The sequence below is a fragment of the Mesorhizobium sp. M0615 genome, from assembly GCF_040320805.1.
GTDB lineage: Bacteria > Pseudomonadota > Alphaproteobacteria > Rhizobiales > Rhizobiaceae > Mesorhizobium.
In genome coordinates, this window is record NZ_JAMYQI010000003.1 from 413,846 (window position 1) to 433,119 (window position 19,274).

The window sequence follows — 19,274 nt, forward strand, 5'->3', positions numbered from 1 at the left end:
GTCTTAATACGTCTCACCTAAGGTCCAACTTTGACTTCGGGAGCGCGACGTTCGACAGACATATCTCCGCAGGTTACATTCGCCAGTCAGACAGCGCTCCGCACTCGAATGGATGTCTCTGAATGCCGGGCCTCACGCCTTCACGACCGCACCCGAGAACCTTGGGATGGATGGGCACGACAGCGCTCGCCATGGGTGGCAGCAATCAAAGTCTGTTTCTGATTGCCGCCCTTTTTGTCGGCCAGGGGAATATTCCCGGTCAAGGAAGCGCTGCGGTTCCTTTGCTCGTTGTTGGTCTGCTTCTAAGCTGGGCCGCCGCGCCTGCGTGGACCGAATTGGTTCTCATGTGGCCAAACCGCGTCGGCGGTATCTCTGCAGCGTGCGCCGAAGCCTTCCGACCTTACAGTCCCGTTCTCTCGGCTCTGACGGGCACCTGCTATTGGTGGGGTTGGGTGCCGACCTGCGGACTGACAGCGGTTCTTTCAGCGTCTGCAATACAGCAATGGTACCTGCCGGGCCTCCCCGTGGAGGCGGTCGCCTGCGGGCTCATCGCATTCTTTACGGCGGTCAACCTGTGTGGAATCAAGTGGGTGGTCCAACTGGCGATCCCGATCGCCACTGCCTCCGCGACGCTTGCGTTTCTCTCATCCCTCGTCCCGGTCATCAGTGGCTCGGTCGACTGGCGGCAGGCGACGGATTTTGCCCTGACCAGCCCGTTTACCGGCCTGTTCGGCGATATCACGTCGGTGATGGCGGGACTGTACCTGATCGGGTTTGCCGCACCGGCATTTGAGGCTGCAGCCTGCCATGTTGGCGAAACCATCGATCCCAACCGCAACATTCCTCTGGCGATGTGGGCCAGCGCCGCAATGGCCGGCGTCTATTTCCTGGTCCTGCCGGTTGTCTGGCTGGGTGTGCTCGGGCCGGAGCCGCTAGGCACCGACCTCGCCATAGCTCTCGGGCCCACCTTTGCGCCCTTGTTGGGGAGTTTCGGCAAGGCGGCCGCCATCTGGCTCATCATGCTGAACATGTTCCATGGAACGTTGCAGCCATTGGCAGGCGCCGCGCGGACCCTTGCGCAGCTGAGCGAAGACGGCCTGCTGCCGAGCTTCCTGGCCAGGCGCACCTCAACAGATTGTCCCTGGGCGGCAACGCTGCTCACAGCTGCTGCGGCAATCGGCTTCATGCTGTGCGGGTATCCGCTCTGGATGATCGCCGCGGCCAATTTTACGTACCTGATCAGCATCTGCATGCCAAACATCGCAGTCTGGCTCTTGCGCCGTGACAGTCCCGAAGCCGAGCGACCCTTCCGGGCTCCCAGGGGAACGATCATCCTTGGCGTAGGCGCGGCTGCAATATGGCTGTTGACCGCCATACTGGGATTTCAGCAATTTGGCCTTCCTACCGTCCTGTTCGGTCTGGCTTTGGCATATTCGGGTGCTGCGCTCTACGCCTGGCGCGCTATGGAGGATCGATACGCACTCGGTCTACCCTTGCTGCCACATACGCTTCACCTGAAGCTTACCGGAGCCATGCTTTTTGTGCTCGTGCTTGACGGTGCCGGCTATTTCCTGGCGATCGGCAGCGTTCCCCAAGGCGACACTTCATTGGTAGCCGCGCTGGAGGACATTTTTGTCGTTGTCGCGCTGCTGACCATCAGCGTTGGCCTGATCTTGCCGGGAATGATCACCCATTCGGCGACCGAGGTGAGCAACGCGGCAAAGCGTCTGACATCCGGAACGCTGAAGGATTTCTCTCTCGCCATGGTCGCCCTGGGGCGGGGAGACCTCGCTGCGGCGCATGCCTCCGTGAATATCATGCCGGTTACGGTAAACTCTCGTGACGAACTTGGAGAGATGGCCGAAAGCTTCAACCTGCTCCAGGACAAGGTGAGGGAAGCCGCCCACGGCCTGGACGACGCGCGCGAGAACATGAACGTAGCGCGCACCGAACTGATGGCACGGCACGAGGAAATCGCGCATCTCGCGCACCACGATCCGCTTACCGGCCTGGCGAACCGAGCCGCGCTTGCAGCACACCTGGCCACGACGCTCGAGCGCGCAAAAGCAACGCACGCCAGCTTTGCCGTCTTCAGCATCGACCTTGACCATTTTAAAGAGGCGAACGACGTTTTCGGGCACGCCGCCGGCGACGATCTGCTTTGCACCATTTCCCGGCGTCTCCAAACCGCGGCGCCTGAGGCCTTTATCGCGCGCATGGGTGGCGACGAATTCACGGTTGTCCTGGCCATGGATGACCGGTCCGCGAGTGCCAAGGACGTTGCGGACCGTCTGTTCGAATCGGCGGCAGGCAAATTCGAAATCCGGGGCCAGCACATTTCGATCGGGGTGAGCATCGGGGCGGCGATCTATCCGAAAGACGGAGAGAATGCAGCGGCGCTGATGGCAAATGCCGACGCAGCGCTCTACCGGGCCAAGGCGGACGGTCGTCGAATGGTGCAATTCTTCGATCCTGAGATGGATAAGCGGCTAAGAGAGCGCTACGCCTTGCAGCGAGATTTGCGCTCTGCGGTCGCCCATGGCGAACTTGTGCTTCATTATCAGCCGCAAGCCAGGATGGACGGCGAAATCTTCGGCTTCGAGGCACTCGCCCGATGGCACCATCCAAAGCATGGGCTCATCTCCCCAAACGCGTTTGTCTCGCTTGCCGAACAGGATGGCACGATCGTTGAGATAGGTGAATGGACGCTCAGGCAGGCGTGCAGAGACGCGGCCTCCTGGCCCTCACCGCTGCAGATCGCCGTGAACCTCTCTCCCGTGCAATTCCGTTTCGGGGACCTGGTAGGCCTCGTTCACTCTATCCTCTACGAGACCGGCCTTGCTCCAGGGCGGCTGGAACTGGAAATCACGGAAGGGGTTCTCATCCGCGACCGGGCAACTGCCTTGTCGGTTTTGCGGAGGTTGAAGGCGTTGGGCGTCAGGGTCTCGATGGATGATTTTGGCACGGGATATGCCTCGCTGTCCTCGTTGCAGGCGTTTCCATTCGACAAGATCAAGATAGATCGCAGTTTTGTTTCGGGTGTCGGTTCGAATGTCCAATCGGCGGCCATCGTGCGCACGATACTCAGCCTGGGGAATGCGCTGACCTTGCCTGTCATCGCGGAGGGTGTCGAAACAGAGGACGAGCGTGCCTTCCTGATGAAGGAAGGATGTCCCGAAATCCAAGGATATCTGGTGGGGCGCCCGCATCCGATAGCGCTCTACAAAGATGTGACGAATGGGATTTCGCCACGATCTGCCTTCGGGGAGCCCGAGGATACCACCGCACCTCAGGCGCTTGGCGTAACGCGATAGCCCGGCGCCGACCGTCGGCGCGCTGCTCTTGCAGCATACTGGTGAGCGAGGACTGCTGGCGGTACTGCTCGGGCTCGCCCTTATAAAGGTCGCACTGGTCGGCGCGCTGTTTGCCTTGCAGCGCGGGGCCATGCGAAGCTCCGAACCAGCTGGCGCGGGAGCCACCTCCCCTTCCGGCCAGTCCCCCAACAAACCACTTCAAACCCGGCGGCCGTGGCGCTACGCTCGCACCTATGGCCCCACCCACCCAGCCGATCACCGTCACCCGCCGCGACCAGATGTTTCCCATCCTGGGCGACGCCGATATCGAGCGCATGCGCCGGTTCGGCGAGGCGAGTTCCTATGCCGCCGGCGAGCACATCGTCACCGCCGGCACCGTGGCGCCGGGGCTGATCGTCATCCTGTCGGGCACGGTCGATATCACCCAGGATGCCAGGCCCGGCCGGCGCGAGACCATCGTCACTCATGGTCCCGGCAATTTCATCGGCGAGCTGGCGCAGCTTTCCAGCCGGCCGTCGCTGGTCAATGCGGAGGCGGCCGAGCCGGTCGAGGCCTTCGTCATCCCCTCGCAGCGGCTGCGCGACCTGCTGGTGCAGGAGGCAAGCCTTGGCGAGCGGATCATGCGGGCGCTGATCCTGCGCCGCGTCGGGCTTCTGGAAAGCGGCTCGAGCGGGCCGGTCGTGATCGGCCCGGCCGGCAATGGCGACACGCTGCGGCTGCAGGGATTTCTGCGCCGCAGCGGCCAGCCGCACCGCGCGCTCGATTCCGACAGCGACCCGTGCGCCAAGACGCTGATTGAGCATTTTCATGTTGACCCGCACCATCTGCCGATCGTGCTCTGCCCCAACGGCAAGCTGATGCACAATCCCGGCGAAACCGAACTTGCCCGCTGCATCGGCCTGCTGCGGCCGATCGATCCCGACATGGTCTATGACGTCGCCATTGTCGGGGCCGGGCCGGCGGGGCTGGCGGCCGCGGTCTATGCGGCATCCGAAGGGCTGTCGACCATCGTGCTCGATTGCCGCGCCTTCGGCGGCCAGGCCGGCGCCTCCGCGCGCATCGAGAACTATCTGGGTTTCCCCACCGGCATTTCCGGCATGGCGCTGATGGCGCGCGCCTACAACCAGGCGCAGAAATTCGGCGTCGAAATAGTCATCCCCGACGAGGCCAAGCTGCTCGGTGCAGCAGGCGAGGGCTACACGCTTACCGTCGGCGACGGTGAAAGCCTGCGCGCACGCACGGTGGTGATCGCCAGCGGCGCGCGCTACCGCCGCCTCGACATCGCCAAGCTGGCCGAGTTCGAGGGCACGTCGGTGCATTACTGGGCCTCGCCGATCGAGGCGCGGCTATGCACAGGGCAAGAAGTGGCGCTGGTCGGCGCCGGCAATTCGGCGGGGCAGGCGGCGGTCTATCTCGCCAGCCAGGTGCGCAAGGTGACGATGCTGGCGCGCCGCGGCGGCCTCAGGGAAACCATGTCGCGCTATCTGGTCGAGCGTATCGAGGCGCAACCCAACATCGAGGTGCTTGGCGAGACCGAGATCGAGGCGCTGGAAGGCGAAGGCGGCAATCTCACCCAGTTGCGTTGGCGCAACCCCGGCGGCGTCGAGATGCGGCCGATCCAGCATCTCTTCCTGTTCATCGGCGCCGACCCCAACACCGATTGGCTGGCTGGGTGCGATATCGCGCTCGACGCCAGGGGCTTCGTGCGCACCGGCGCCGACATAGGGGCGGGCCAGATGGAGACCAGCCGCAGCGGCGTGTTCGCCATTGGCGACGTGCGCTCCGGCTCGGTCAAGCGGGTCGCCGCCGCCGTCGGCGAAGGCGCCCAGGTGGTGGCTGCCTTGCACGCCTATCTCGCGCGACCCGACGCAGCAGCGCCCGAACTGGCCAGGAGAGCATAATGGATGAATGCAAACACACGCGCGACATCAAGACGGTGACGCCGAGCGCGCTCGGCTGCGAGGAATGCCTGAAGAGCGGCTCGATGTGGGTGCATCTCAGGCTCTGCCGCACCTGCGGCCATGTCGGCTGCTGCGACGACTCGCCCAACCGCCACGCCACCAAGCATTTCCACGCCACCAAGCACCCGATCATCGAAGGCTACGACCCGCCGGAAGGCTGGGCCTGGTGCTTTGTCGACGAGGCGTTCATCGATCTGGAAGGCGACGTGACGCCGCAGAACGGCCCGATCCCGAAGTTTTTCTGAGGCGGCCGTTCCCGGGCAGGCAAGCCGACGGCCGTGCCGCTATTTCACCGAGCCCGTAACCGTGCGGTCGAGGGCGTCGGAACTGTGGTCGTTGCCGGCAAGAGCGGCAATGATCAGAAGGCTGGCGACGACCGGGACAAACAGGATGGCCACGCGGGCCTGCACATAAAAAATGGCGCGCCATTCGCTGCGCTTTTCCGGGTTGTTGTCCATCACACTCACTCTCGCCATGCCTCCCCGGGGCGGGACATAGCGGCGAAGAGTTAAGCAAAGGCTGCTGAATGTGTTAACGCGCGGCGGATTGGGATTTAATCTCGACGGTCAGCGCCGCCCCTCATTGTCATCGGTACGCATCCGGTACGCCTACCCCCGCAGCGCCTGGTCCAGGTCGGCGATCAGATCATCGCCATCCTCTATCCCCGCCGACAACCGCACCAGCGAATCCGAAATGCCGATTTCCGCGCGCTTTTCCGCCGGGATCGAGCCGTGCGTCATCAGCGCCGGGTGTTCGATCAGGCTTTCGACGCCGCCGAGGCTTTCAGCCAGCGTGAACAGTTGCGTCCGTTCCAGGAAGCGTTTGGTGCCGGCGAGGTCGCGGTCGAGGTCGACCGAGATCATGCCGCCGAAGGCATGCATCTGTTGGACGGCGATGGCGTGCTGCGGATGGCTGGCCAGGCCGGGATAGACGACGCGGCGCACATCTTTTCGCGCCTCCAGCCACTGCGCAATCTTCAGGCCGTTCGTGGAATGCCGCTCCATCCTGAGCGCCAGTGTCTTGATGCCGCGCAGCGCGAGAAAACTGTCGAAGGGACCGGAGATGGCTCCGATGGCGTTCTGCAGGAATTTCAGCTGGGCGGCGAGGTCCTTGTTGTCGCCGACGATGGCGACGCCGCCGACCATGTCGGAATGGCCGTTGAGATATTTCGTCGTCGAGTGCACGACGATGTCGATGCCGAGTTCCAGCGGCCGCTGGATGTAGGGGCTGCAGAACGTGTTGTCGGCGACCGTCAATACGCCCTTGCGCCTGGCGAGTGCCGCAACGCCTTCGAGGTCGACGATGCGCAGCAGCGGATTGGTCGGAGTTTCGACCCAGAGCAGTTTTGTCTCCGGGCGAATCGCTGCTTCCACCGCCGCCAGATCGGTGAAGTCCACAAAACTCACCTGCAGATTGGCCGAGCGCTTGCGCACCCGCTCCATCAGCCGGAACGAGCCGCCATAGATGTCGTCGGTTGCAACGATATGGGCGCCGCTGTCGAGCAGCTCGAGCACGGTCGAGATCGCCGCCAGGCCGGACGCGAATGCAAAGGCGGCCGAGCCGCTTTCGAGATCGGCCACCGCGCGCTCGAAGGCGAAGCGGGTCGGGTTTTGGCTGCGGGCGTACTCGAACCCCTTGTGCACGCCGGGCGACTGCTGGCCATAGGTCGAGGTCGCGTAGATCGGCACCATCACCGCGCCGGTAAGCGGGTCATGGCTCTGGCCGCCATGGATGGTGCGCGTGGAAAAAGCCAGGCGGTTCTTGCCCGATGGGGGTGTTTCAGCAGTCATCGTGCGCGCCTCAAATGGTTGATCAGGTCGATACGGGTTATCAGGCCGACGAACTCGTCGCCATCGAAGATGATGGCGACCTCGTTGCGGTCGAACACCGGCAGCAGCGCATCCAGCGTCTGGCTGGCCTGCAGCGTGTGCAGATTGGAGGTCATGGCGGTGCGCACCGGAGCGTTGAAGCGGTCCCAGCGGCCTTCATAGGGGCCGTCGACCTTGGCCAATATATCGCCCTCATCGATAATGCCGACCAGCTTGCCATTGTCCAGCACCGGCAGCTGCGAGACATCGGAGCGGCGCATGCGGCCATAGGCGTTGAGCAGGCTTTCGTCGGGGCCGACATAAACGGTGTCGCCGGTGCGGTGCGAGCGCATGACGAGGTCGCGCAGATCGCCATGCTGTTCCTGTTCGGCCAGCCCCTGCTCGGCCAGCCAGAAATCGTCGAACACCTTGGACAGATATTTGTTGCCGCTGTCGCAGACGAAGGTGACGACGCGTTTTGCTGTCGTCTGCTCGCGGCAATAGCGAAGCGCGGCCGACAGCAGCGTGCCGGAAGACGAGCCGGCGAGAATGCCTTCCTTCGAAAGCAGGTCCCGCACGGCCAGCATGCTCTGCTTGTCTGGGATGGAATAGGCTTTCCTGACCAGCGACAGATCGGCATTGGGCGGCACAAAATCCTCGCCGATGCCTTCGACGGTCCAGCTGCCGGCCTCTTCCATCTTGCCGGTCTTGATCAGCGGCGCCAGCACCGATCCGACGGGATCGGCCAGCACCATTTCGGTCTTCGGCGATGTTCTGGCGAAGTAGCGGCCAAGCCCGGTCAGCGTGCCGCCGGAGCCGACGCCGACGACCACGGCGTCGAGGTCGCCGTCGAGCTGGGCAAGGATTTCCGGTCCGGTGGTGGTCTCATGCGCCTCGGGGTTGGCCGGGTTGGCGAACTGGTTGGCGTAGAAGGCGCCGGGCGTTTCCGATGCGATCTTCTCGGCCATGTCCTGGTAATATTCGGCATGGCCCTTGCCGACATCGGAGCGCGTCATGCGCACTTCGGCGCCGAGCGCGCGCAGATGCTGAATCTTTTCGCGCGACATCTTGTCGGGCACGACGAGGATGATGCGGTAGCCCTTGGGGATGCCGACCTGGGCGAGGCCGAGGCCGGTATTCCCGGCGGTCGCCTCGACGATGGTGCCGCCGCGCTTGAGCTTGCCTTCCTTCTCGGCCGCGGCAATCATCGACAGCGCAATGCGGTCCTTGATCGAGCCGCCTGGATTCTGGCTTTCCAGCTTGATGAACAGCCGGCACTTGCCGGTGTCGAATTTGGTCAGTTCGACCACCGGCGTCTGGCCGATGAGGTCGAGCACCGAGGCGTAGGGCGGACGCAGGCGGGATAACGCGCCGTCCGAACTGCCTGGCGCAGCTATTCCGTGCTCGCTCATATCGATGTGCTCCCTTGAACAAGCGACCGCCTCGGGGGCAGAGCGGCAGCGTAGCTTCTTTTCCGGCCGTTTGCAGTCGGAAAGAAGGTAGATCGTGCCAATCAACCGGCGAGAGGGGGAATGGAATTCCAGTTTTAGGCCGGCTTTGGACTCAAGCCCAACACCCTCCGTAGCGATCCTTCCCACCCCCCTCTGAGGGGCGTGCTATCCCGCCGACGTCAACAGCTTTACCCTAGCAGCTGCTTGCTCAGCCTAGCGCATTGCACGCGGATGTCGGGGATGGCGTCGATCTCGAAGAAGGTGCCGCGGGTCAGCGGCCCGACGGCGAGGATCTTGGCCGATGCGGTGCCGTCGCCGGCGATGATTTCGCACTTGGCCGTTACATCGAGGCCAAGCCGCAGCGGGTCGGGCCGCGCCAGGCCGCGGTCGACCAGCGAGCGCACGACGCTGTTCGACGTCGTCGAGATGTCGCGGGCGATGCCGGTGCAATCATAGATGCGGGCGACCTGCAGCGTTTCCAGCGCCTTTGTGTGGCGAGACTGGATGCCGACGGTGAATCCATCGCCAGCCTCGATGCCGACGACACGGCCGGCGACCGGGCGGATGCGGCCGGTGCGCACCGCCTCGGTGACGCGGGCATGCACCTCGGGCGCCAGCCGATGGCGATGGATGTCCCACCAGGCCTTGGTGTGCTCGACGAAGCGGCGCTTGGCCGAGGACGGCCAGTTCTGCCAGATCTTCTGGTTGAAGGGTCGCAGCCCATCGACGACGTCGCGCCAGTCGATGCCGGCCTTCTGGTTTTCGCGGATCAGGTCGCGGAACCAGCCGACGAAATAGGAGAGCTGCGTGCCGAGCGGAATGTCGGCGACGTCGAGCTTGATCGGGTTGCCCTTGCGGTGGGGCGACGGCAGCAGGCCGCGCCGCGACACGGCGACGATCTCGCCGCGATGGCCGCGCTGCTCGAGCGACAGAAAGGCATCGACCATGCTGAGCCCGGTGCCCAGCACCAGCACGCGGGCTTCAGGATCGAGCGCGGTGTCGGCCTCGGTGCCCATGCGGATTGCGTGCCCTTGGCCGGCGCCGGGCTGCTCGTCATGGCCGGTGGCAAGCACCGCCAGATGCGCGACGACGCTGGTGCCGTTGGCCAGCACAACTTCGACGCCGGACGATGTCGGCGAGATCGACAGGCTTTCCTCGCGAATCAGCCTGAGACGGCCGGTTTCCTTTTCGCGCGCTTCGAGCTCGTCGAGCACTTCCTTGAGGTAGCGGGCATAGACGCTGCGCGGTGCATAGAAGGGTGTCTGCGGCGTCTGTTCCTGGCTTATCAGGCCGCGCCCCTGCAACCAGCGCCAGAAATTCAGGGGATCGTCGGCATAGGCGCTCATCCCCGCGGCGCTGACATTCAGCACGTGCGCCGATAAGAGCGTCGAATAGGCGATGCCCTGGCCGAAATGCGGACGCTTTTCGATCAGCGTGACGCGAAGGTCCGGGTTGGGCGACTTCAGCAGATGCGCGGCCAACACGACGCCGCTGGCGCCGCCACCGACGATGATGATCGAGCTGCGGATGATCGAATTGGCGCGCGCGACGCTCATGCGAGCACGCTCAGGATCAGGCGGGGACCTTTTGCGCCGGCGCAAGCTCGTCGATGTCCCTCGCGACCGGAAGGTCGTCGAGGACGATGTCGCGCATCTCGGCCAGCGTGCGCTGGTCGAGCACCTCGGCGATCGCCTGCCGGACCTCGAGCATCAGATGTCGGACTTGGCATGTCGCCTCATTGCAGTCTTCACAGCGCTGATACTGAGTGCGGCTGGCGCAGGGGATGGGCGCCAGCGGTCCGTCGAGGACGCGCACGACATGGCCGACCTTGATCTCGTCGGCCGGGCGCGCCAAGCGATAGCCGCCATCCTTGCCCTTGCGGCTCTGGACGAAACCGGCATTGCGCAATTCGCCCAGAATGGCGTCGAGGAATTTCTTCGGAATGTTGTTGCCGCTGGCGATGTCGCCGACAAAGGCGAGCTGTCCCGTCGGCAGTTGCGCCAGATGGACCAGCGCCTTGAGGCCGTACTTGCCTTTTTTGGTGAGCATAGACCGAATGTTTCTCTGTCAGGCGATGGCCCAAAACCATCGGTTGCGAAACGCCTGACGTGCCTCCCCGCCGCGTGCAAGCTGCTTCGACACATAAATTCTACTGACATGATATACAAGCCGAGAAACCTTGATTTTGCTTCGTTTTCACGCCGCAGGGGCCACTTTGGCAAGGCTTTGTGCCGTTAAGGTCACAGCCAGCCGCGAGCGATAGCGGCGATGAGCGGCGGCTCCTGCTCCCAATGTCGATAAGATTACTATACTTGCCGTCGAACACGCGGAACGTGTTTTCAAATCAACCGTCTTTTACAGCATGGATTTGCGCCATTTGGGGCTTTGCCAGGAATTTTGGGTCGCAGCCCGCGGATCGGCGAAACATGACTCCCGACAACTCGGGCGCCGCCCTGCGCCCGATATCAGGACGCCGCGTTGTCGCTCTGAGACCGGGCGGCCTTGGCGGCCACCGGCACGCCGCTTGAGCGCAGCATCCAGCGGTGGCCGTCGCTGCGGAAGTCGGTGAGGCTCAACGGCTCGACATCGATCCTGCGGCAGGCCGCAAGCGGCGCGCCGAGCACCAAATCAGGCCTCTTCCGTAGCCAGGGTTGGCAGGACCACCAACTCTTCAGCACCTTTCGGGCGCCGTTTGCGTTTGCGCACGGTTCGACACGGGCCGGTCACCGCGCCCGCATCAGCCGGTGGTTTTTTTCTAACAAGTGCTTCTTGCTTGGAAGGATTTAACTCTACAAGAATGATAGAATTAGCTGACTATGAACAGGCATCCGGTTTTTCTCATTTTTCATGGAGCCTTTCATGTCCAGCATTTCGCGACGCATTGTCCTCCTGTCGTCGGCAGCTTTGGCGGGTGCGGCCTTCCTCGGCCCGGCCCAGGCGCAGGACCTCAACATCACCATCGGCTACCAGACGGTGGTCGAACCTTCCAAAGTAGCGCAGGCCGACGGCGCCTATGAAAAGGCGACCAAGGCCACGATCGACTGGCGCAAATTCGATTCGGGCGCCGATGTCATCGCCGCCGTTGCATCCGGTTCGGTCGATATCGGCTATGTCGGCTCGAGTCCGCTGGCCGCGGCCGCCAGCCGCGAACTGCCGATCCAGACCATCTTTGTCGTCGGCCTGATCGGCCAGTCCGAGGCGCTGGTCGCCCGCAATGGATCCGGCATCGAGAAGATCGCCGACCTCGCCGGCAAGAAGGTGGCGGTGCCGTTCGTGTCGACCACGCATTACAGCCTGCTTGCCGCGCTGAAGCACGAAAACGTCGACCCGAAGTCGGTCGAAATCCTTAATCTCAGGCCACCGGAAATAGCCGCCGCGTTCGCTCGCGGCGACATAGACGCGGCCTATGTCTGGGATCCGGCGCTCGGCCAGATCAAGACGACAGGCAAGGTGGTGCTGGATTCCTCGCAGGTTGCCGCCTGGGGCGCGCCGACCTTTGACGCCTGGATCGTGCGCACCGACTTCGCCGAAAAGAACCCGGACGCCGTGCGCGATTTCGTCAAGGTGACCGGCGAATCCTATGCCCAGTTCCTGGCCAAGCCCGAGGCATGGTCGGTTTCGTCGCCGGAAGCGGCCAAGATCGCCAAGATCACCGGCGCCAAACTGGAAGAGGTGCCGCAGCTCCTCAAGGGTTACGTCTTCCCGACATTGGAAGAGCAGGCTTCCGACAAATTCCTCGGCGGCGGCACGGTCAAGGCGATCGAGGCAGCCTCGGCCTTCCTCAAGGAGCAGGGCAAGATCGACGCCGTGCTGCCCGACTATTCGAAATACGTGTCGTCGAAATACGTGACCGAGGCTCTGGCCTCGAACTGACAGCTGAGTTTTAGAGCGTCCTTTTCGTGCCCCAGCGGCACGCGGCGCTCTAGTGCCACGCGCGGTTCTTCTTCCCTGACGCCGCGTGCTGCCTGTCCCGGATCCGCTTAACCGGGCCGGGGCAGGCTGATTTTCTTCCGGAGCCCCTTTTCATGCCGCATCTCGTACTCGACCCGCATCTCGTACTCGACAAGGTCTCGGTTCACTATGACGGCCAAGCAGCGCCGGCGGTCGACCGAGTTTCCATCGATGTCGCCAAGGGTGATTTCGTCGTGCTGGTCGGCCGCTCCGGCTGCGGCAAGACCTCGCTGCTCAATGTCGCCGCCGGCCTGGTCGAGCCCGCGCGCGGAGTCGCCACGATCGGCGGCAGGCCGATCACCGGCCCAGGCTCCGACCGGGCGGTCGTGTTCCAGAACGATGCGCTGTTTCCCTGGCTGACGGCTCGTGAAAACGTCGCCTTTGCGCTCAGGCTACGCGGCGTGCCGCAAGCCGAGCGGGCGCGCCGCGCCGACCAGTTGCTGGCGCTGGTCAAGCTCGACAGCGTCGGCGACAAACGCATCTGGGAATTGTCCGGCGGCATGCGCCAGCGCGTCGGCCTCGCCCGTGCGCTTGCCGCCGAACCGGAATTCCTGCTGCTCGACGAACCGCTCGGCGCGCTCGATGCGCTGACGCGCGAGCGCATGCAGACGACGCTGCTCGACCTGTGGACCGCAAGCCGGGTTGGCGTGCTGATGGTCACGCATGGCATCGAGGAGGCGCTGGTGCTGGCCACAAGCATCGTCGTGCTCGCGCCGGGACCTGGCCATGTGGTGCGGACATTCGAAACCGGCTTCAGCCGGCGCTATGCCGCAGGCGAGCCGATCCGCGCCATCAAGGCCGATCCAGCCTTTGCCGCGGCGCGCGGCGAGCTGACCGATGCGATCTTCGAAGGAGAGGCGGCATGAGCGTAACCTCCTACAGCGAGCGGCCGGCCACCGGGACCGGCGAGGCCGATGCCATTTCGGTGCCGTGGTCGCGGCCGGTGCGGAAGCGGCGCGGGGTTTCCTCGCGGGCGATCAGCGCCGTCACCATCCTGGCCGTGCTGGCGGCATGGGCGCTGTCTGCGCGCCTGCAACTGGTGTCGCCGGTGTTCCTGCCGTCGCCCGCCGCCGTGTGGACCAAGTTCATCGTGGTGATCAAGGACGGCTTCGTCGACGCGACTTTGCTCCAGCACATCGTCGCCAGCCTCGGCCGCGTGTTCGCGGCGCTGGTCGCGGCCATCATCGTCGGCGTGCCCGTCGGTCTCGCCATAGGCATCAGCACCATTGGGCGCGGCATCTTCGATCCGCTGCTCGAATTTTTGCGCCCGATCCCGCCGCTCGCCTATCTGCCGCTGGTCATCATCTGGTTCGGCATCGGCGAGCCGTCAAAGATCCTGGTGATCGCAATCGCCATGCTGGCGCCGGTGGCGCTGTCGACGGCCTCGGGCGTGCGCGGTGTCTCAAAGGAGCGCATCGATGCGGCCCGTTCGCTTGGTGCGACGCAGCGCCAAGTGGTGCGCCATGTCATCCTGCCCAGCGCGCTGCCGTCGATCCTCACCGGCCTGCGCATCGCGCTCGGCGCCGGCTGGTCGACGCTGGTTGCAGCCGAGCTGGTGGCGGCAACGCGCGGCCTCGGCTTCATGATCCAGTCGGCCGCCCAGTTCCTGGTCACCGATGTCGTGGTGATGGGAATAGTGGTGATCGCGACAATAGCCTTCGTGCTGGAATTCATTATCCGCCGAATCGAGCGTCAGCTGGTTCCGTGGGCGGGAAAGGAATGACAACAAGTTCTGCCGGTTTGACCGGCTGCTTCCCTTCGCAGCACGGCGACCGCCGACCCCGGAACAGAAGGAGTGATGTCATGACCCAGTCCACCGCGGTGCTGTTCGCCCATCTCGGCAACTGGCTGCTCGCCTGGCGGGAGAACTCGTCGTCGCAGCCGCAACCGAAATCGCCGGCCCCGGTGCAACTCGACGCCGAACGCGACCGCCTGCCGCCACGCGACGAGGGATTTTACTGGGCCTGGCAGTATTGGTCGCAGTGAGGTGATGGTGATTAGCGCCAGCCTTCGCGATTTCGTCATCCTAGGGCGAAGCAAGGAGCGAAGCGACGCGGCGCAGACCCTAGGATCCATGCCGAGACGCTGATGCTACGCTCCAGGGGAGCAACAAACCGGGCGCCTACCACCCGGTTCCGCGAAACAGCTCAAACCACTCCGGATTGGCCTTCTCTATCAGTTCGATCTTCCACTGTCTCGGCCATCGCTTCAGCGACTTCTCGCGTTGAATGGCATCGGTGATGTCGAAGAATTCCTCATACCAGACCAGCCGTTGAACACCGTAGCGGCTGGTGAAGCCTGCGCCCTGGCCGGATTTGTGTTCAGGCATGCGGCGGGCGAGATCGTTGGTGACGCCGATGTAGATCGTGCCGCGTTTTTGGCTTGCAGTCATGTAGACGTAGCCGGTCATGGTTTTTTCAGGGTATCGAGCCTCGGTCCGCGCACAAGCGACATTCTGATCCGTTCCACTCTACGGCAAACGTCACGGCATGGATCCTAGGGTCTGCGCCGCGTCGCTTCGCTCCTTGCTTCGCCCTAGGATGACGAGCGCTGGGTTCTGAAGAAAATATTTCCACGTCAAGCAGCCAACTCGCAAAATCGTTTCTCTACTAAATTTATAGACCTACCTAGCCTTGTCTCTCATCCACGGCAGGGAGCCCTTCCCGGCGCCGGTTCGCAGCGAAGGAAGACGGATCATGTTCAGCCTGACCAGACGCGTTTTCGGCATCGGCCTGTTGGCGGCGGGCATTTCCGCCTCGCTCAGTGCCTCGGCGCAGGAGTTGAAGCAGCTCAACATCGGCTATCAGAAGACCGGCCTGCCGGTCATCGCCCGGCAGCAGCAGGTGATCGAGAAGGCGCTGAGCGACAAGGGTGTCGTGGTGAAATGGGTCGAATTCACCGCCGGCCCGCCGCTGGTCGAGGCGCTCAATGTCGGCGCCATCGATGTCGGCTGGACCGGCGACGCACCGCCGATCTTCGGCCAGTCGGCCGGCGCCAACATCGTCTATGCGGCGGCACTGCCAGCCAATGGCGACGGCGAAGCGATCTTCGTCAAGCCGGCATCGCCGATCCAGTCGCTCGCTGACCTCAAGGGAAAGCGCATCGGCGTCGGCAAAGGCACCAGCGCGCACAATCTGCTGGTCGCGGCACTCGAAAAAGCAAACATCCCCTTCGACCAGATCACCCCGGTCTATCTCAGCCCGGCTGATGCCTCGGCGGCTTTCGCCAGCGACCAGATCGATGCCTGGGCGGTCTGGGATCCGTTCTACGCCATCGCCGAGACACGCTACCAGCCGCGCGTGCTGGCGCGCTCCAGCGAGGTGCTCAAGGTGAACACCTATTTCCTCGCCAACAAGGATTTCGCCAAGGCGCATCCGGAGACGATCACCACGACGATAGCGGCGCTCGGCGTGGCGGCGAAATGGGCGGACGCGAACCGCGACAAGGTTGCCGCGGCGCTGCATGAGGTGACCGGCGTGCCGCTCGATGCACAGACGATCGCGGCCAACCGCACCAAATTCGGCATCTTCCCGATCACCGACGAGATCATCGCCGGCCAGCAGGCGACAGCCGATCGCTTCTACAAGCTCAAGCTGATCCCGAACGCGGTGCGCATCTCCGACGCCGTGTGGACCGCACCGGGCAATTGAACTTTCTTGTGTGGCGCCGGGCGGAAAACGCCCGGCGCCTTTGCCGTTTCAAGCCTCAGGGATTTCGCCATGACCGCTTCATCAAGCCCGCAAGCCGGCCCGCTCGATTTCTTCTGGTTCATCCCGACGCATGGCGACGGCTCCTATCTCGGCTCCGAACAGCAGCAGCGGCCGCCGGAGTTCGCTTACTTCAAGGAGATCGCACAGGCCGTCGACCGGCTCGGCTTTCCCGGCGTGCTTTTGCCGACCGGGCAGAATTGCGAGGATTCGTGGATCACCGCCTCCGGCCTTGCAGCGCTGACGGAAAAGCTCAAATTCCTGGTGGCGCTACGGCCCGGCGTGACGTTGCCCACCTTCGCGGCGCGCCAGACGGCGGCGCTCGACCGGCTGAGCAATGGCCGCCTGCTGCTCAATGTCGTGGTCGGCGGCAACCCGACCGAGCTTGCCGGCGATGGCGTGTTCCTGCCGCATGACGAGCGCTATGCGCAGGCGCAAGAGTTTCTGACCATCTGGCGCGCGCTGGTGTCGGGCGAGAGCGTCAACTTCAACGGCAAATATTACCGCGTCGACAATGGCCGTCTTGATCTTCTGCCGCAACAGGAGCGGCCGCCGCTCTATTTCGGCGGCTCGTCCGATGCCGGCCAGGAGCTCGCCGCCGATCTCGTCGACATGTACCTGACCTGGGGCGAGCCGCCGGCGCAGGTGGCGGAAAAACTCAGCGCGGCGCGCAACAAGGCTGAACGGCGCGGCCGCAAACTGCGTTTCGGCATCAGGCTGCATTTCATCGTGCGCGAGACCGAGGAAGAGGCCTGGCGCGCCGCCGACCGGCTGATCAGCCACGTCACCGATGCCCAGATCGAAAATGCCCAGGCCCGCTTCACCAGGGAGATGGACTCTGTGGGACAGCGGCGCATGGCCGAACTGCATGGCGGCCGCCGCGACCGGCTGGTGGTGTCACCCAATCTGTGGGCCGGCGTCGGCCTGGTGCGCGGCGGCGCCGGCACCGCGCTGGTCGGCTCGCCGGAGCAGATCGTCGAGCGCATCCGCGAGTATCAGGCGATCGGCATCGACACCATCATCGGCTCTGGGTACCCGCATCTCGAGGAAGCCTACCGCGTCGCCGAGCTTCTGTTCCCGCGTCTCGGCCTGGGCACCAGGCGGGCACGGGCGCATGAGAACATCGCCAATGAATTCGCCGTCGGCTTCCACGGCGCCAACCGCCTGCAGGCCTCGTCGTGAGTTTTGCCCGGCGCGTCAAACAGAACGGCATCGGCTGGCTGCTGCCGGCGCTGGTCATAATTGGCTGGGAAGCCGCCAGCCGCGCCGGCGTGATGCCGGCCAATGTGCTGCCGGCGCCGAGCGCGGTGGCCGAGGCCTTCTGGCGGCTGACGCTGTCGGGCGAGCTGATCGAAAACATCGGCGTCAGCACGCTGCGTGCGCTGGCCGGCTTTGCCATCGGCGGCTCGATCGGCTTTGCACTCGGCCTTGCCAACGGGCTGTCGGCGCTCAGCCGCGGCCTGACCGACACGACGCTGCAGATGATCCGCAACATCCCGCATCTGGCGCTGATCCCGCTGGTCATCCTGTGGTTCGGCATCGACGAGGAAGCAAAACTGTTCCTGGTGGCGCTCGGCGTGTTCTTCCCGATCTACGTCAACACGCTGCTCGGCATCCAGAGCGTCGACCCGCAGCTGGTCGAGATGGGCCGGGTCTACGGCATGGACCGCCGCGCGTTGTTTTTTCAGGTGATCCTGCCCGGCGCGCTGCCGGCGATCTTCGTCGGCCTGCGCTATGCGCTGGGCATCATGTGGCTGACGCTGATCGTTGCCGAAACCATCTCGGCCAGTTCCGGCCTCGGCTACATGGCCATGCAGGCACGCGAATTCCTGCTGATCGATGTGGTCGTGCTGTCGATCCTGATCTATGCGCTGCTCGGCAAGCTTGCCGACAGCTTCGCCCGCCTGCTCGAGCGGCTGTCGCTCGGCTGGCATCCCGCCTTCCAGAACGCCTGAGGGTTCGATGCCAACCGCCAGCCTGACCGCCATCCGTTCCTTCGTCGCCGCGCCGGAACCGTCACGGCCGGAGGAGGCCGTCGAAAGGCAGCGCGCCTTTGCCTTCAAGGGCATGGAAAAGCGCTTTGGCGACAAGGTCGTGCTCGACTGCATCGATCTCGACGTGCCGGTCGGGCAGTTCGTTGCCGTCATCGGCAAGAGCGGCTGCGGCAAGAGCACGCTTTTGCGGCTGCTGGCCGGGCTCGACCGGCCGACGGCAGGATCGCTGACATTCGGGCCGGAAGCCAAGGCCGGCGCTGGCGAAGAGAGCCGCTTCATGTTCCAGGAGCCGCGGCTGTTGCCCTGGGCCAGCGTGGTGAAAAACGTCGAGGTCGGGCTGACCGGGCTTGCCACCGGTGCGGAAGCCAGGCGGCGCGCGCTCGCCATCCTGGGTGAAGTCGGCCTCGCCGACCGCGCCGACGAATGGCCCTCGGTGCTGTCGGGCGGCCAGAAGCAGCGCGTGGCGCTGGCGCGTGCACTGATCGGACAGCCTCGGATCCTGGCGCTCGACGAGCCGCTCGGCGCGCTCGATGCGCTGACCCGCATCGAAATGCAGCAGCTTCTGGAACGTATCTGGCTGGAGCAAAAATTCACCGCCGTGCTGGTCACGCATGACGTCGCCGAGGCGGTTGCGCTCGCCGACCGGGTGGTGGTGATCGACGAGGGCCGCATCGCGCTCGATCTCGACGTGTCGGTGGCGCGGCCGCGCCGGCGTGGTTCGGTCGAGCTTGCCAGGCTGGAGGGCAGGATTCTGGATCAGCTGTTCGGGTAGTGCTGTCGCGGGCAGGGCATTCTATCCGAACCGGATAGATAGGTAACAGAATGGACCGGCAATATGGGGTGGCTGTTTTCTTGCTCGCCGGGTTGGCCCTGTTTGCGACTGCGGGTTTGACCAGCGCCTTCCCCCACTCCGTCACCGCTTCGCGGCGCCACCTCTCCCCCCTCCGGAGGGAGAGGTGGGGAGCCAGGCCGCATAAGTTCGCGCCCCTGCAAGGCTCGCGCCTTTCCTCTCCCCCGTCGATCGGGGGAGAGGTGTCGAGCGAAGCTAGACGGGGGGGGACCCTTGGGCGCAAGGCGCGCAATGCGCG

The 19,274-nt window shown here is 64.3% G+C and carries 18 protein-coding genes; 11 read left to right on the forward strand and 7 right to left on the reverse strand.

Features of this window, described 5'->3' with window-relative positions:
• Positions 1 to 122: 122 nt before the first annotated feature.
• The 3 genes from NKI46_RS07265 (at position 123) to NKI46_RS07275 (ending at position 5,520) form a co-directional block, all read left to right on the forward strand.
• Positions 123 to 3,314 carry an amino acid permease gene (locus tag NKI46_RS07265; protein WP_352745496.1) on the forward strand — a complete coding sequence of 1,064 codons (3,192 nt, stop codon included), beginning with the start codon at positions 123 to 125 and terminating at the stop codon, positions 3,312 to 3,314.
• 233 nt (positions 3,315 to 3,547) lie between these two features.
• Positions 3,548 to 5,215, forward strand: coding sequence for an FAD-dependent oxidoreductase (locus NKI46_RS07270; protein WP_023740229.1), 1,668 nt, complete (start codon positions 3,548 to 3,550; stop codon positions 5,213 to 5,215).
• On the forward strand, positions 5,215 to 5,520 hold the full coding sequence (locus tag NKI46_RS07275) for a UBP-type zinc finger domain-containing protein (RefSeq protein WP_023672079.1): 306 nt from the start codon (positions 5,215 to 5,217) through the stop codon (positions 5,518 to 5,520). Before NKI46_RS07270 ends, NKI46_RS07275 begins: the two co-directional genes overlap by 1 nt.
• Before the next feature lie 39 nt (positions 5,521 to 5,559).
• Here the strand turns inward: NKI46_RS07275 and NKI46_RS07280 are convergent, their stop codons facing one another.
• From NKI46_RS07280 to NKI46_RS07305, 6 genes are all read right to left on the reverse strand, one after another.
• Positions 5,560 to 5,751 carry a hypothetical protein gene (locus tag NKI46_RS07280; RefSeq protein ID WP_196814852.1) on the reverse strand — a complete coding sequence of 64 codons (192 nt, stop codon included), beginning with the start codon at positions 5,749 to 5,751 and terminating at the stop codon, positions 5,560 to 5,562.
• 132 nt (positions 5,752 to 5,883) lie between these two features.
• Positions 5,884 to 7,065 carry a trans-sulfuration enzyme family protein gene (locus NKI46_RS07285; protein WP_023698084.1) on the reverse strand — a complete coding sequence of 394 codons (1,182 nt, stop codon included), beginning with the start codon at positions 7,063 to 7,065 and terminating at the stop codon, positions 5,884 to 5,886.
• Complete coding sequence (locus NKI46_RS07290) at positions 7,062 to 8,495, reverse strand: pyridoxal-phosphate dependent enzyme (RefSeq protein ID WP_352460966.1); 1,434 nt, start codon at positions 8,493 to 8,495, stop codon at positions 7,062 to 7,064. Before NKI46_RS07290 ends, NKI46_RS07285 begins: the two co-directional genes overlap by 4 nt.
• Before the next feature lie 227 nt (positions 8,496 to 8,722).
• Positions 8,723 to 10,090, reverse strand: coding sequence for an FAD/NAD(P)-binding protein (locus NKI46_RS07295; protein ID WP_023672083.1), 1,368 nt, complete (start codon positions 10,088 to 10,090; stop codon positions 8,723 to 8,725).
• 16 nt (positions 10,091 to 10,106) lie between these two features.
• On the reverse strand, positions 10,107 to 10,583 hold the full coding sequence (locus NKI46_RS07300) for an RrF2 family transcriptional regulator (RefSeq protein WP_023692934.1): 477 nt from the start codon (positions 10,581 to 10,583) through the stop codon (positions 10,107 to 10,109).
• 416 nt (positions 10,584 to 10,999) lie between these two features.
• The gene (locus NKI46_RS07305; RefSeq protein ID WP_023740227.1) at positions 11,000 to 11,161 is read right to left on the reverse strand and encodes a hypothetical protein; all 162 of its coding nucleotides are present in this window, start codon (positions 11,159 to 11,161) and stop codon (positions 11,000 to 11,002) included.
• 232 nt (positions 11,162 to 11,393) lie between these two features.
• Between NKI46_RS07305 and tauA the strand changes: the two genes are divergently transcribed.
• From tauA to NKI46_RS07325, 4 genes are all read left to right on the forward strand, one after another.
• Complete coding sequence (tauA, locus tag NKI46_RS07310) at positions 11,394 to 12,407, forward strand: taurine ABC transporter substrate-binding protein (RefSeq protein WP_023710332.1); 1,014 nt, start codon at positions 11,394 to 11,396, stop codon at positions 12,405 to 12,407.
• Between the two features lie 152 nt (positions 12,408 to 12,559).
• Positions 12,560 to 13,351 (forward strand): taurine ABC transporter ATP-binding protein, encoded by a 792-nt coding sequence (locus NKI46_RS07315; RefSeq protein WP_023710331.1) that lies wholly within the window; start codon positions 12,560 to 12,562, stop codon positions 13,349 to 13,351.
• Positions 13,348 to 14,208, forward strand: a complete 861-nt coding sequence (locus NKI46_RS07320) for an ABC transporter permease subunit (protein ID WP_023702434.1) — start codon at positions 13,348 to 13,350, stop codon at positions 14,206 to 14,208. Before NKI46_RS07315 ends, NKI46_RS07320 begins: the two co-directional genes overlap by 4 nt.
• A gap of 80 nt (positions 14,209 to 14,288) precedes the next feature.
• Positions 14,289 to 14,471, forward strand: a complete 183-nt coding sequence (locus tag NKI46_RS07325; protein WP_023672089.1) for a hypothetical protein — start codon at positions 14,289 to 14,291, stop codon at positions 14,469 to 14,471.
• Positions 14,472 to 14,607: 136 nt separating this feature from the next.
• Here the strand turns inward: NKI46_RS07325 and NKI46_RS07330 are convergent, their stop codons facing one another.
• Entirely contained in the window at positions 14,608 to 14,895 is a 288-nt protein-coding gene (locus NKI46_RS07330) for a GIY-YIG nuclease family protein (protein WP_023710330.1), read from the reverse strand.
• A 286-nt stretch (positions 14,896 to 15,181) separates the two neighbouring features.
• Here NKI46_RS07330 and NKI46_RS07335 point away from each other — a divergent pair, with 286 nt between their 5' ends.
• From NKI46_RS07335 to NKI46_RS07350, 4 genes are all read left to right on the forward strand, one after another.
• Positions 15,182 to 16,135, forward strand: coding sequence for a sulfonate ABC transporter substrate-binding protein (locus NKI46_RS07335; protein ID WP_023710329.1), 954 nt, complete (start codon positions 15,182 to 15,184; stop codon positions 16,133 to 16,135).
• 69 nt (positions 16,136 to 16,204) lie between these two features.
• The gene (gene ssuD, locus NKI46_RS07340; protein WP_023726730.1) at positions 16,205 to 17,374 is read left to right on the forward strand and encodes an FMNH2-dependent alkanesulfonate monooxygenase; all 1,170 of its coding nucleotides are present in this window, start codon (positions 16,205 to 16,207) and stop codon (positions 17,372 to 17,374) included.
• Positions 17,371 to 18,147 carry an ABC transporter permease subunit gene (locus NKI46_RS07345; RefSeq protein ID WP_023672093.1) on the forward strand — a complete coding sequence of 259 codons (777 nt, stop codon included), beginning with the start codon at positions 17,371 to 17,373 and terminating at the stop codon, positions 18,145 to 18,147. Before ssuD ends, NKI46_RS07345 begins: the two co-directional genes overlap by 4 nt.
• A 7-nt stretch (positions 18,148 to 18,154) precedes the next feature.
• A complete protein-coding gene (locus NKI46_RS07350) occupies positions 18,155 to 18,958 on the forward strand; it encodes an ATP-binding cassette domain-containing protein (RefSeq protein WP_023672094.1) in 804 nt (267 codons plus the stop codon).
• The last annotated feature ends 316 nt before the right edge of the window (positions 18,959 to 19,274 follow it).